Source organism: Massilia sp. CFBP9012 (assembly GCF_034045115.1).
Classification (GTDB): domain Bacteria; phylum Pseudomonadota; class Gammaproteobacteria; order Burkholderiales; family Burkholderiaceae_D; genus Telluria.
The window spans coordinates 342,526-355,319 of the sequence record NZ_JAXCWM010000001.1; the positions used below are offsets into that span (position 1 = coordinate 342,526).

The 12,794-nt window shown below is 66.7% G+C and carries 10 protein-coding genes; 3 read left to right on the forward strand and 7 right to left on the reverse strand.

The genetic code is table 11. The features are described 5' to 3' along the window. Window positions 1-36: 36 nt before the first annotated feature. Together SOM61_RS01330 and SOM61_RS01335 are read left to right on the forward strand one after the other, a co-directional pair. Window positions 37-1,560, forward strand: coding sequence for a peptide MFS transporter (locus SOM61_RS01330; protein ID WP_320472406.1), 1,524 nt, complete (start codon window positions 37-39; stop codon window positions 1,558-1,560). Between the two features lie 48 nt (window positions 1,561-1,608). Beyond that, a complete protein-coding gene (locus SOM61_RS01335; RefSeq protein ID WP_320472407.1) occupies window positions 1,609-2,802 on the forward strand; it encodes a pyridoxal phosphate-dependent aminotransferase in 1,194 nt (397 codons plus the stop codon). Between the two features lie 13 nt (window positions 2,803-2,815). Here the strand turns inward: SOM61_RS01335 and SOM61_RS01340 are convergent, their stop codons facing one another. The 3 genes from SOM61_RS01340 to SOM61_RS01350 are packed head-to-tail and all read right to left on the reverse strand — an operon-like array spanning window position 2,816 to window position 5,973. After that, a complete protein-coding gene (locus tag SOM61_RS01340; RefSeq protein WP_320472408.1) occupies window positions 2,816-4,114 on the reverse strand; it encodes a hybrid sensor histidine kinase/response regulator in 1,299 nt (432 codons plus the stop codon). A 9-nt stretch (window positions 4,115-4,123) separates the two neighbouring features. Further along, a complete protein-coding gene (locus SOM61_RS01345) occupies window positions 4,124-5,590 on the reverse strand; it encodes an ATPase domain-containing protein (RefSeq protein WP_320472409.1) in 1,467 nt (488 codons plus the stop codon). After that, window positions 5,590-5,973: a hypothetical protein gene (locus tag SOM61_RS01350; protein ID WP_320472410.1), complete on the reverse strand. Its 384-nt coding sequence runs from the start codon at window positions 5,971-5,973 to the stop codon at window positions 5,590-5,592. Before SOM61_RS01350 ends, SOM61_RS01345 begins: the two co-directional genes overlap by 1 nt. A 271-nt stretch (window positions 5,974-6,244) precedes the next feature. Here SOM61_RS01350 and SOM61_RS01355 point away from each other — a divergent pair, with 271 nt between their 5' ends. Next, window positions 6,245-8,044 carry a DUF885 domain-containing protein gene (locus SOM61_RS01355; protein WP_320472411.1) on the forward strand — a complete coding sequence of 600 codons (1,800 nt, stop codon included), beginning with the start codon at window positions 6,245-6,247 and terminating at the stop codon, window positions 8,042-8,044. 398 nt (window positions 8,045-8,442) lie between these two features. Here the strand turns inward: SOM61_RS01355 and SOM61_RS01360 are convergent, their stop codons facing one another. From SOM61_RS01360 to ligA, 4 genes are read right to left on the reverse strand one after another with little or no spacing between them, the layout of a single operon-like run. Next, the gene (locus SOM61_RS01360; RefSeq protein WP_320472412.1) at window positions 8,443-8,943 is read right to left on the reverse strand and encodes a hypothetical protein; all 501 of its coding nucleotides are present in this window, start codon (window positions 8,941-8,943) and stop codon (window positions 8,443-8,445) included. Further along, window positions 8,940-9,476, reverse strand: coding sequence for a peptide deformylase (gene def / locus SOM61_RS01365; protein WP_320472413.1), 537 nt, complete (start codon window positions 9,474-9,476; stop codon window positions 8,940-8,942). The genes SOM61_RS01360 and def overlap by 4 nt, the downstream gene beginning before the upstream one ends. Further along, the gene (gene galU / locus SOM61_RS01370) at window positions 9,473-10,366 is read right to left on the reverse strand and encodes a UTP--glucose-1-phosphate uridylyltransferase GalU (protein WP_320472414.1); all 894 of its coding nucleotides are present in this window, start codon (window positions 10,364-10,366) and stop codon (window positions 9,473-9,475) included. Before galU ends, def begins: the two co-directional genes overlap by 4 nt. A gap of 50 nt (window positions 10,367-10,416) precedes the next feature. Further along, window positions 10,417-12,786, reverse strand: a complete 2,370-nt coding sequence (gene ligA, locus SOM61_RS01375; RefSeq protein WP_414674920.1) for an NAD-dependent DNA ligase LigA — start codon at window positions 12,784-12,786, stop codon at window positions 10,417-10,419. Window positions 12,787-12,794: the final 8 nt, after the last annotated feature.

Below are 12,794 nucleotides of genomic sequence, written 5' to 3' on the forward strand. Positions count from 1 at the left end.
GCGGGCCTTGCCCGGCGCCGTTGTCAAAGGAATCATATGCAGCAGCCGCAGCACCAGCCGAACCTTGGGTCCGGGCTTCCAGTCAGCCAGACCCGCTCCTTCCTCACCGTGGCCCTGATCGAGTTATGGGAGCGCTTCGGCTACTACGGCATGCAGGCGCTGATCGTCTACTTCATGGTGCAGCGCCTGGGCTTCGACGACACCCGCGCCACCCTCGTGTGGGGCGCCGCGGCAGCCCTGATCTACGTGGCCCCGGCCATCGGCGGCTGGATCGGCGACAAGGTGCTCGGCACCCGGCGCTGCATGATCATCGGCGCCATCATCCTGTCGCTGGGCTATGCCCTGATGGGCATCCCGGTCAGCGGCACCTGGCTGACCTTCGTGGCGCTGGGCGTGATCGTGGTCGGCAACGGCCTGTTCAAGCCCAATACCGCCAACCTGGTGCGCAAGATCTACGAAGGCGACGACGCCAGGATCGACAGCGCCTTCACCATCTACTACATGGCGGTTAACGTCGGTTCGACCGTCTCGATGCTGGCCACGCCGGCGATCAAGGATCATTTCAACGCCACCTCCGGCGGTGACCTGGGCTGGCATATGGCGTTCGCCTTCTGTAGCGTCGGCCTGTGGGTGGGCCTGCTCACGGTCGGCGTGCTACGCCGCACCGTGAACCATATCGGCTCGCCGCCGGACGAGCTGCCGCTGAACTGGGGCAAGCTGGCGCTGGTACTGGCCGGCGGCGTGCTCACCGTGATCGCCTCGACCTTCATCCTCGAATACCAGTGGCTGGCGCGCCTGTTCGTCTACGCCGCCGGCCTGGTGGTGCTGGGTATCTTCATCCACCTGATCCGCACCAGCCAGGCCAGCGAGCGCGCCGGCCTGGTGGCGGCGCTGGTGCTGACGCTGCAGACGGTGTTCTTCTTCATCTTCTACCAGCAGATGTCGACCTCGCTGTCGCTGTTCGCCCTGCGCAACGTCGACCTGGACTTCAGCCTGTTCGGCAGCCACCTGTTCACCTGGTCGCCGGCCCAGTTCCAGGCGCTCAACGCGATCTGGATCATGCTCCTCTCCCCGGTGCTGGCCTGGATCTACACGCGTTCCAGCGGCAGCCGCCTGGACCTGTCGATCGCCGCCAAGTTCGCACTCGGCTTCGCGGTCGTCGCCGCCGGCTTCTTCACCTACGGCTTGGCCGGCGCCTTCGCCGTGAACGGCCTGACCTCGTCGTGGATCATGATCGCGGGCTACGGCCTGTATTCGCTGGGCGAGCTGCTGGTAAGCGGCCTGGGGCTGGCGATGATCGCGCGCTACGTGCCGGCGCGCATGGGCGGCTTCATGATGGGCGCCTATTTCGTCGCGGTCGGCATCTCGCAATACCTGGGCGGCCTGGTGGCCACCATGGCCAGCGTGCCGGAAGGGATGACCGATCCGCTGCAGACGCTGCCGATCTATACGAGCCTGTTCAACAAGCTGGGACTGGCCGCGATTGCCTGCACCTTCATCGCGCTGGCCGCCCTGCCCCTGATGCGGCGCCTGACCGCTGCGCATCACGCCCACTCCTAAGAGCCGATCCGGTAAGATGGCAGGGATTCTCACTCCCTGCCATCCAGCATGTCTCTCATCCTCCCCAACCGCCAGCTCCAGCTCGCCCAGCGCGTGCACGCGATCGAACCGTTCCGCGTCATGGAGATGGTCAAGGCCGCCGGCGAACTGAAACGCGCCGGCCACGACGTCATCAGCATGAGCGTCGGCGAGCCCGATTTCACCGCGCCCGACATCGTGGCCAGCGCCGCGATGGAAGCAATCCGCGGCGGCGTCACCCAGTACACCGAATCGCTGGGCCTCCTCGAGCTGCGCACCGCGATCTCGGGCCACTACGCCGCGACCCAGTGCCTGGACATCGACCCGCGCCGCATCGTGATCACCGCCGGCGCCTCGGCCGGCCTGCTGCTGGCCTGCGCCGCGCTGGTGTCCGAGGGCGATGAAGTCCTGATGCCCGACCCGTCCTATCCATGCAACCGCCATTTCGTGGCCAGCTTCGGGGGCCGAGCGGTGCTGGTGCCTTGCTCGCACCAGGACCGCTATCAACTCGGCGCCCACCACGTGGCTGAACGCTGGAGCGGCCGCACGCGCGGCGTGCTGGTGGCCTCGCCGTCGAATCCGACCGGCACCTCGATGACACCCGACCAGCTGCGCGAGATGCTGGCAGCGGTGCGCGCGAGAGACGGCTTCGCCATCGTCGACGAGATCTACCAGGGCCTGTCCTACGACCACCAACCGGTGAGCGCACTCGCGCTCGACCCCGACGTGATCACGGTGAACAGCTTCTCCAAGTATTTCAATATGACCGGCTGGCGCCTGGGCTGGCTGGTGGTGCCCGACAGCCTGGTGCCGACCTTCGAGAAGCTGGCCCAGAACCTGTTCATCTGCGCGCCGACCGTGGCCCAGCATGCGGCCCTGGCCTGCTTCGCGCCAGAGGCGCTGGCGATCTTCGAGGAGCGCCGGCGCGAGTTCCAGCGCCGCCGCGACTACCTGGTGCCGGCGCTGCGTGAACTCGGCTTCGGGGTGCCGGTGATGCCGGACGGCGCCTTCTATGTGTACGCCGACATCGACCGCGTGGCGCACCCGCTGCGTGACGACAGCGCGGCGTTCAGCATGGCGGTGCTGCACGACGCCCACGTGGCGATCGTGCCGGGCGACGATTTCGGGGTGGCGGCGCCACAGCGCCATGTGCGGTTTTCGTACGCGACGAAGTACGAGCGGATCGAGGAAGCGGTGGCGCGGCTGCGGCGTTTGTTTGCCTGAATGACGGTGGCCCCTACGGCGTCACTCCCGCCAGCAGCTCGATCAGCACGGCGGGCGCCACCGGCTTGACCAGGTAGCGGTCGAAGCCTGCCGCCAGCGCGCGTTCGCGGTCTTGCGGCTGGCCGTAGCCCGACAGGGCGATCGTCAGCGGCCGCACGCCCGTGTCCGCCCCCGCGGCGCGCAGGCGCGCCATCAGCTCCAGGCCGTCCAGGCCCGGCAGGCCGATATCGCACACGACCGCGTCGAAGCGTCCTTCCAGCGCCAGCGCCAGGCCGGCATGGCCGTCGCCGGCGATGTCCACCTGATGGCCTTCGACTTCGAGCAGCATGCGCAGCACGTCGGAGGCGTCGGCATTGTCCTCCACGATCAGGATCCGGCGCCTGACGCCGGCAACCGGCGCGGCGCTGTCGGCGACGCCGCTGGGCGCCGCGGCATTCGACAAAGGCAGCGACACCGTGAACGTGCTGCCCTGCCCCAGTCCCGGACTGGCAGCGCCGACAATGCCGCCATGCATGGTGACCAGGTTACGCACCACGTTCAGCCCGACCCCGAGCCCGCCCTCGGAGCGCGCCAAGGTGCGAGGCCCCTGGGTGAACAGGTCGAAGGCGCGGCCGATGGTCTCAATGGACATGCCTGATCCGTTGTCGTCGATAGTGACCGTCACCCCGCCCTCGGCGCGGACCTGGGCCGCGACCGCGATGCGACCGCCGTCCTGGGTATACTTGGAGGCATTGTTGAGCAGATTGGTGAACACCTGGATCAGGCGCACCCGGTCGCCTTCGACCACCAGCGCATCGGATGCCGAGGCGATCGCCAGCTCCTGGCCGCGCTCGCGCACGCGCGGCATGACCGTTTCCGCCGCATGCTCGATCAGTTCCGCCAGCCGCAGCGGCTCGATCGCGAGCGTGATTTTGCCGCTGCTCAGGCGGGCGGCATCGAGCAGGTCGTCCAGCAGGTGCGCCATATGGCCCACCTGGCGCTGGATCACGCCGGTCAGGCGCTCCAGGGTGGCCGTGTTCACCGGCGAGCGCTCGAGCAGGCTGGCCGACACATTGATCGGCACCAGGGGATTGCGCAGCTCGTGCGCCAGCATGGCCAGGAATTCGTTCTGGCGGCGGTTGGTTTCCTCGGCGTCGTCGCGCGAGGTCTGGGCGTCGACCGCGGCCAGCACCAGGTGTTCGTTGGCTTCGCGCAGGCTCGCCGTCAGCGCGAGGCTGGCCGCGAGATCGCCGCGCAGCTGGCTGTTCTCGAGTTCCAGCGCCGCCAGGCGGAGCGCCAGGGTGCCGTCGTCAATGCCTGGTGTCGCCGCCATCTGATTCATTCAGGGTGTCCCGCGCGCGATCGGCAGGCCGTGCAGCACGCCCTCGTACTCGGTCGCCACGGCGTCGATGCTGATGCCGTCGTCGCCGATATGGAATTCGCGCAGGTCGGTGCTGTGCGCGCTGCCGCGCACCTTGACCACCGAGATGAAGCGGCGTAGCCGGCCGCCGCTCTCGCCGAAGCGCATCAGGACGATGGCGTCGGTCAGATAGGCGACGTCGGCCTGGCCGAACCTGAGCTGGGTGAAGTCGTCGTCCAGGCCCATCGTCACCAGCACGCTGACCCCGCGCTTGGCCAGCGAGGACAGCATCTGGAACACGGTCGAGCGCAGCTGGTTGCGGCCTTCCGGCGCCAGGTACAGCGCCAGCTCGGACAGCGAATCGACCACCACCCGGCGCGCGCCGGTGCGGTCGATCGCCTCGTTCATCTCGTCGAGCAGCTCGTCGACCGTGAGGTCGATCTTGCGGCTCTCGACCATCTGCACGTCGCCGTTGGCCACCAGCTCGGCCAGTTCGGCGTTGCGCAGGCGCGAAGCGCCTTTCTCGAACGAGACCGCGACGCCTTTGTCGCCCAGGCGCGCGCCCTCTTGCAGGAAGCGGGTGCCGAGGATGGTCTTGCCACAGCCGCTGGGGCCCGACACCAGCAGCGAGTGGCCTTGCGGCAGGCCGCCGTGGAGCAGCGCGTCAAGGTCCGGCGTGCCGGTGGGGATGCGCCCCGTGTTGCGGTCGACGCGCGCGCCCTGGTGGTGATCGGCCGCCAGCGGCGGCAGGATGCGCGGGTAGACGCGGATGCCGTCGTCGGTGATGCGGAAGGTGTGCGAGCCGCCCAGGTGGGCCTGACCGCGCATTTTCACTACCCGCATCTTGCGCACCACCGAGTTATCCTCGTGCACCGGGGTCAGCGAAATCATGCCATCGGCCACCGTCATGATCGGGCTGGCCTCGGCGTCACCATGCAGGTATTCGCCGATCAGGAAGGTGGTGGCCTGCCAGCTCGTCATGCGGGTGCCGAGATCCTGGATGAAGTGCTGCAGGTCGGCCACGCCCTCGTTGCCGGCGCGCGCCGTCTGCGCCACCGAGCGGAACGAGTCGACGAACACCAGGCTCGGCGAGAAATCCTCGACCTCTTTCATCAGGCGCGCCAGCACGCCGCTGAAGTCGCCGGTGCGCAGGTCTTCGGCCAGGTTGACGTAGCGGACGCAGTTACCGACCATGTCCATGTCGAAGAAGCTGTACTGCTGCTGGTAGCGCAGCATCTTGAGGGGCGGTTCGCCCAGCACGGTGAAGAACAGGGCGCGGCGCTCGTTGCTGGCCAGCGAAAACATGATCTGGTGAGCGAGCGTGGTCTTGCCCGATCCCGGCGGACCGGCGATCAGGTTGAAGGAAAATTCGCTCAGCCCTCCCCCCAGGAGAACATCGAGCCCTTGCACGCCAGTGCTCAGCTTTCCAAGGGATACTTTATCGCTCATTACATGTGCTCCTGTGCATTCTTCTCTTCCCCGTCACGCGCCGCGGCATCGAGCAGGCGCCGCGCAAGCGCCTGGCCGATCAGCGACGCCAGCAGCTCGGTGAACGTCTTGAGCAGTGCCGCGTGCGCGGCTTGTGCGTGGTCGGGTGCCACACTGGCGAGCAGTTCGTCCAGCGCGGTGATTTGGGAGTCGCGGGTCTTGCATGGCGGCGCCTCGGCCAGCCATTTGAATTCAGGCCCGACCAGACGGCAGGCCCGTCCATACAGCGCGCAAAAGCCGCTGTCCCCGATGAGCGGGCCCAACTGGTCGGCCAGGCGCCGCCAGGACTGGATGAGCTGGATATGCTCTTCAGAACGCCCGGGGCCGCCCTTACTCGTCATCATGTCTAGGTTGAATAACAATTGCTGCCGTTGTCTTCATGAAAGGTCCATGCACACTCTCGCGCGGAATCGTCGTGCGCTCGCCCGGCGATAGATTGGCAGACATTATATCTTGGCTTACTGGCATTCCCCGCGCATAGGGCGATTAAAGTTGCAGCGCACCATACTTCCAGCGCCAGTATTTACGATACAAAACATGCGGTAGGCATGTGCCTGTTTCCCCGCTAAGATGTGTATTGCCGAGCAATAATGCTCTTTATCAAGCAGGGGATCAATGAAAATAAGCAAGCTGGGCGCCGCCGTTTCGACGGCCGCCGTCGTGATGGGTCTGGCATTCGCGCCGGCGGCCATGGCCGCAACGAGCGCACCCGCGGCCGATGCGAATCCGACCGCGGTCGCGGCCGACGCGCGCTTCAAGGACATCTATACCAAGGAGTGGAAGTGGCGCATCGCCGAGCGCCTGGCGCGCGACGAGAACGCGCCCAATGCGAGCCCGGGTTACGCGCGGGTCGACGCCGCGGCGCAGGAAGCACGTCGCGTCTACTGGGCCGGCATCCTCAAGGAACTCGATGCGATCGCACCAAGCGCGCTCTCGCCCGCCGAGCGCATCAACTTCGCCGTCTATCGCGCCCAGATCGCCTCCCTGCATGACGCCCAGCGCTTCCGCGAATACGAGCAGCCGGTCAACGCCGACACCGCGTTCTGGTCCGACGTCGCCTACGCAGCGCGCCGCTCGCTCAAGAGCGCCGACGAGTACCGCAACTACCTGGCGCTGCTCGAGGGCCTGCCCGGCTACTTCGACCAGGAGCTGGACAATATGCGCGCCGGCCTGGCGCGCGGCTTCACCCCGCCGAAGGTCACCCTGGCCGGCCGCGAAGGCACCCTGACCTCGGTAACCGGGGCCAAGACGCCGCAGGACGTCGTGTTCTACAACCCGTTCAGGCAGATGCCGTCCGCGATGCCGGCCGCCGAGCAGGAAGCGCTGCGCGCCCAGGCAGTAGCCCTCATCCAGGACAAGATACAACCGGCCTACGCCAAGGCGCTGGCCTACTTCCGCGACGAGTACGTGCCGAGGGCGCGTACCACGCTGGCGGCCCAGGACATGCCGGGCGGGAAGGCATACTACCAGTCGAAAATCGTGGAATTCACCACGACCGACATGACGGCCGACCAGATCCACGCGGTCGGCCTGGCCGAGATGGCGAAGATCCGCGCCGAGATGCACGACGTCATGAAGCAGGTCGGCTTCAAGGGCGACTTGCAGGCCTTCCTGCATTTCCTGCGCACCGATCCGCAGTTCTATGCGAAGACGCCGCAAGAGCTGCTCAAGAGCGCGGCCTGGACGTCCAAGAAATTCGACGCCAAGGCCGACCAGTTCTTCGGCCACCTGCCGCGCCGCCGCTTCGCGATCGTGCCGGTGCCGGACGACCAGGCGCCGTTCTGGACCGCAGGCCGCGGCGGCCCGGGCACCTACTGGGTGAACACATATAACCTGCCGGCCCGGCCTCTCTACAGCCTGCCGGCCCTGACCCTGCACGAGTCGGCGCCCGGCCATGCCTTCCAGATCCCGCTGGCGCAGGAACAGAAAGGCGTGCCGCCGTTCCGCCGCGCCTATATCTCGGCCTATGGCGAAGGCTGGGCGCTGTACACCGAGCGGCTGGGCACCGAGATGGAGATCTACGAGACCCCGTACGAGGTCTTCGGCATGCTCAGCTACCAGGCCTGGCGCGCCTCGCGCCTGGTGGTCGACACCGGCGTGCACGCCAAGGGCTGGACCCGCGAGCAGGCGCAGAACTACCTGCTGCAGAACACCGCGCTGTCGAAGCATGAGGTGGAGACCGAAGTCGACCGCTACATCTCGTGGCCGGGCCAGGCGCTGTCGTACTACCTGGGCCAGATGGCGATCCAGGAAGCGCGCGCCCGCGCCGAGAAGGCGCTCGGGTCGAAGTTCGACATCCGCAACTTCCACGACACCGTGCTGCACGTGGGCTCGGTGCCGCTGCCGGTGCTGCAGCAGCGGATCGATCAGTTCATTGCGGATGGCGGGCCGAGTCCGTATCCGAAAGAAGGCTGACCCTCACCAACCGTCGTCCCCGCGGAGGCGGGGACCCAAGTTCTGCAAGCGCATCGTCGGCATTCGCAATACTTGGGTCCCCGCCTCCGCGCACTGGTGTCCGGAATATTTATACGCAAAGTATGCATCGTCATCCCCGCGGAGGCGGGGATCCAAGTGAAATCACAGAATGTTCATGCTCTTGCGTGACCCGAACGTTCATCGGAGGTCGATTTTTAGGCCACTGGCCATGCACACTTAGGTTCCCGCCTGCGCGGGAACGACGTGATTTTTCATATACAGCGGCCTTTTTCAAGCGCCCAAAATTATTCCGGACACCAGTGCGCCTCCGCGGGGACGACGTGGATGCGGCGTCGGCTCAAGGGTCGGCCGCGTCGTCGCATCGCGCGGCCCCTTTTTTATTTGTCGAACAGCTTGAACTTCAGCTGGAAGGAAATCCCGCCATACAGCCGGTCCTTGTAGTTCGGGATGATCCCGACGTTCACCCCAACCCGCTTGTACTCATAAGTCAGGGTCGGGATCGCGCCCGGGAACCAGCCGCCGTCGCGCGTCTTAGGATAGCCGTCGAAGGCGGCCAGCGCCAGGCCCACGCGCACCGGGCCCACCGCATACGGCTGCCAGATCACGCCCGCATAGTTCGACCAGGCGCGATCGCTGTTATAGAAGCGGCCGGCAGTGGCCGTCATCGTGCCCTTGAAGCGGTACTCGAGCGCCAGGCCCTTGTTGTTGTCGTTCAGATCCTTGTCGCCGTCGAAATGCGCGGTATAAAAGCCGGTATCGATCCACAGCTCGCTCGTCGGCGACGGGTCTATTTTGGTAAAGAAGTCAGCGGCGGATGCCGCCGGCGCGACCAGGCAGGCTGCACCGAGTACAGCCAGGGATAAGAAAGCGCGGCTCAATCGTCGGCTCCGGGATCAAGGTGGGGAAACATCACTTCGGTGAAGCCGAAGCGGGAAAAATCGCGGATCCGCATCGGGTAGAGGATGCCGAGCAGGTGGTCCACTTCGTGCTGCACCACGCGCGCGTGAAAGCCTTCGGCGTCGCGCACGATACGCTTGCCGAACTGGTCGAAACCCTCGTAATGCAGGCGCGTGTACCGCGGCACGCTGCCGCGCAAGCCCGGCACCGACAGGCAGCCTTCGACGCCCTCCTCCATCTCGTCGGACAAGGGCGTGAGCACGGGATTGATCAAGACCGTCTCGGGCACCGGCGGCGCGTCGGGATAGCGCTGGTTGCTGCCGAAGCCGAAGATCACCAGTTGCAGGTCGACGCCGATCTGCGGCGCGGCCAGGCCGGCGCCGTTGGCGGCGTGCATGGTCTCGAACATGTCGGCGACCAGCGCATGCAGCTCGGGCGTATCGAATTGCGTCACCGGCTGCGCCACCCGCAGCAGGCGCGGATCGCCCATCCTGAGGATCTCGCGCACCGTCATGCCAGGCCTCGTCCTTCGAGCAGGCCCGCCAGCGAAGCACGGAAGCCCTCGGCTGTTTCCGGATGCTTCAGGCCGATCGCGGCGGTGGCCTGCAGATAGCCCAGCTTGGAGCCGCAGTCGTAGCGCTGGCCGGCGTAGCGGTAGGCCAGCACGCGTTCGTCCCGCATCAGGGCGGCGATGCCGTCAGTGAGCTGGATCTCGCCGCCGGCGCCCTTGCCGATGTTTTCCAGGTAGCCGAAAATCGACGGCGACAGCACGTAGCGGCCGACCACGGCCAGCGTCGACGGGGCGTCTGCCGGCTGGGGCTTTTCGACGATGCCGGACACCAGTTCCAGGTCCTGGCGGTAGGCCGAGGCGCTGACGATGCCGTACTGGCGGGTGTGCTCGCGCGGCACGTCCTGCACTGCCAGGATGCTGCTGCGTTCATAGCCGTAGACATCGACCATCTGGGCCAGCACCGGCTTCTGGCCGTCGGCGGTGTCCATGAAATCGTCCGCCAGCAGCACGGCGAAGGGCTCGTTGCCCACCACCGGAAGCGCGCACAGCACCGCATGGCCCAGACCCAGGGGCGACGACTGGCGGATATAGATGCAGTTGACGTTCTTCGGGATCACGCCGCGCACGGTCTCGAGCAGGGCCTGCTTGCCGGCCGCCTCGAGCTCGGATTCGAGCTCGTAGGCCTTGTCGAAATGGTCTTCGATGGCGCGCTTGTTGCGGCCCGTGATGAAGATCAGTTCAGTGACGCCGGCGGCCACCGCCTCTTCGACCGCGTACTGGATCAGCGGCTTGTCGACGATCGGCAGCATCTCTTTCGGTTGCGCCTTGGTCGCCGGCAGGAAGCGGCTGCCCAGGCCGGCGACGGGGAATACAGCTTTGCGGATCAGGTTCATGTGGTCCAGTATGGATGGTTGTTATTGCACTTCGATGACTGCGCCTGTCACTATCCGAGCTGCGCCAGCAGCGCCAGCAGCGCCGCCTCGTCCAGGATCGTGACGCCCAGCTCTTCGGCCTTGGCCAGCTTGCTGCCCGCTTCCGCACCGGCCACCACATAGGAAGTCTTCTTCGACACCGAGCCCGATATCTTGCCGCCGGCCTGCTCGATCAGCGCGCCGGCCGCGTCGCGGCTCATGGTGGGCAAGGTGCCGGTCAGGACGAAGGTCTTGCCGGCCAGCGGTCCCTCGGACTCGGCGGCAGCAGCGGCTTCGGGCAGGGAGTCCAGCAGCGAGCGGCGCAGGGCCGCCAGCGACTGCGCCCGCTCCCGGTTCTCGCGCACCGCCATCCATTCCTCGAGCGCCATCGCAACCGTCGCCGGCAGGCCGAAGATGCCGAAGTCGGTGCGCACGCCGATGTCTTCCAGCGTCTGGCCGGCGCTCACCACCTGGCGCGCGCGCGGCTCGGTCAGTTTCGGGATGTCGAGCGCGGCCAGCAGCTTGATCTCGTCGAGCTTTTCGCGCAGCTGCGCTTTCGGCGGATGCTCGCCCTTCGGCGCCACACCGGCGTCCAGCAAGGCGTTCAGGGCGATCTGGTTCTTTTCCTCGGCGAAGAATTCGGCGATCGATTCGGCCACCGTGCCGCCGATATCGGGCAGCACGCGCAGCAGCGCGGCCGGTGCGCGCCGCACCAGGGCCAGGCTGCCGAGCCAGTCGGCCAGCGTCTTGGCGGTCGATTCGCCCACATGGCGGATGCCGAGCGCGAACAGCAGCCGCTCGAGCGGCGGCTGCCTGCTGGCGGCGATCGCGGCCAGCAGGTTGTCGGCCCACTTGGTCGCGACCTTGCCCTGCTTGACGGTTTCCGGTGTGGTGCCATCGCGCTCGTCGGCCAGTCGCTTCATCTTGAGCAGGTTATCGAGACTCAAGCTATACAGGTCGGCCACGCGCGTGACCAGGTTGGCCTCGACCAGGCTGTCGATATAGCGGTCGCCCAGGCCCTCGATGTCCATCATGCGGCGGCCGGCGAAGTGGCGGATCGCTTCCTTGCGCTGGGCCGCGCAGGTCAGGCCGCCGGAGCAGCGTGCGATCGCCTCATCGGCTTCGCGCACCACATGCGAGCCGCATACCGGGCACTGCTTCGGTAATTCATAGATCGCCGGCTCCGGGCTCGGGCGGCGCTCCAGCACCACCGCCAGCACTTCGGGGATGACGTCGCCGGCGCGGCGCACGATCACGGTATCGCCCACGCGCACGTCCTTGCGCCGTACCTCGTCTTCGTTGTGCAGGGTGGCGTTGGTGACGGTGACGCCGCCGACCGAGACCGGCACCAGGCGCGCCACCGGCGTGATGGCGCCGGTGCGGCCGACCTGGACCTCGATCGCCTGGACCGTGGTCAGCGCTTCCTCGGCCGGGAATTTATGGGCCAGCGCGAAGCGCGGCGCGCGCGAGACGAAGCCCAGCGCGCGCTGGTCCTCGATGCGGTCGACTTTATAGACCACGCCGTCGATCTCGTAGGGCAGCGACTTGCGGCGTTCGCCGACGTCGCGGTAGAACTCGAGCAGGCCGTCACGACCCGCGACTACCTTGCGTTCCTTCGCCACCGGCAGGCCGAGCGCCTCGAACCAGTCAAGGAGGCCCGAATGGGTGTCGGGCAAGTCGGCGCCGTCCACCTGGCCCACGCCATAGGCGAAGAAGCGCAGCCGGCGTTCATTGGTGATGCGCGCGTCGAGCTGGCGCAAGCTGCCTGCGGCGGCGTTGCGTGGATTGGCGAATTCCTTCTGTCCCCCGGCGCGCTGGCGCTCGTTCAGGGCTTCGAAGTCGCGCTTGAACATCAGCACTTCGCCCCGCACCTCCAGCACGGCCGGCACCTCGCTGCCGTGCAGCCGCATCGGAATCACGCGCACGGTACGGATATTGGCGGTGACGTCCTCACCCGTGTAGCCGTCGCCGCGGGTAGCCGCCTGGACCAGGCGTCCCTCCTCGTAGCGCAGGCTGATGGCCAGGCCATCGAATTTGAGTTCAGCGTTGTAGACAACCTGGCGCACTTCGAGGCCTTCGCGCGCCTTGCGGTCGAAATTGTCGATGTCGTCGTCAGTAAAGCCGTTGTTCAGCGACAGCATCGGTACCGCATGGGTGACCTGGCCGAATTCCGGGATCGGGGCGTCGCCCACGCGCCGGGTCGGCGAATCGGGGTCGACGCCCTCCGGGTGCGCCGTCTCCAGCGCCAGCAGCTCGTGGTACAGCTTGTCGTACTCGGCGTCGGGAATCGTCGGCGCGTCCAGCACATGGTAGTTGTAGCTGGCGCGGTTCAGTTCCGCGACCAGCCAGCGCATGCGTTCAATGCTGCGCTGGCCGTCATTCTGTTGCTCTTGCTCGGTCACCGGACTTC

What these genes read in the sequence shown, in the direction of transcription:
- SOM61_RS01330 (WP_320472406.1), top strand. Translation starts at nt 37, where the DNA reads ATGCAGCAGCCGCAGCACCAGCCGAACCTTGGGTCCGGGCTTCCAGTC.
- SOM61_RS01335 (WP_320472407.1), top strand. Translation starts at nt 1,609, where the DNA reads ATGTCTCTCATCCTCCCCAACCGCCAGCTCCAGCTCGCCCAGCGCGTG.
- SOM61_RS01340 (WP_320472408.1), bottom strand. Translation starts at nt 4,114, where the DNA reads ATGGCGGCGACACCAGGCATTGACGACGGCACCCTGGCGCTCCGCCTG.
- SOM61_RS01345 (WP_320472409.1), bottom strand. Translation starts at nt 5,590, where the DNA reads ATGAGCGATAAAGTATCCCTTGGAAAGCTGAGCACTGGCGTGCAAGGG.
- SOM61_RS01350 (WP_320472410.1), bottom strand. Translation starts at nt 5,973, where the DNA reads ATGATGACGAGTAAGGGCGGCCCCGGGCGTTCTGAAGAGCATATCCAG.
- SOM61_RS01355 (WP_320472411.1), top strand. Translation starts at nt 6,245, where the DNA reads ATGAAAATAAGCAAGCTGGGCGCCGCCGTTTCGACGGCCGCCGTCGTG.
- def (WP_320472413.1), bottom strand. Translation starts at nt 9,476, where the DNA reads ATGACGGTGCGCGAGATCCTCAGGATGGGCGATCCGCGCCTGCTGCGG.
- galU (WP_320472414.1), bottom strand. Translation starts at nt 10,366, where the DNA reads ATGAACCTGATCCGCAAAGCTGTATTCCCCGTCGCCGGCCTGGGCAGC.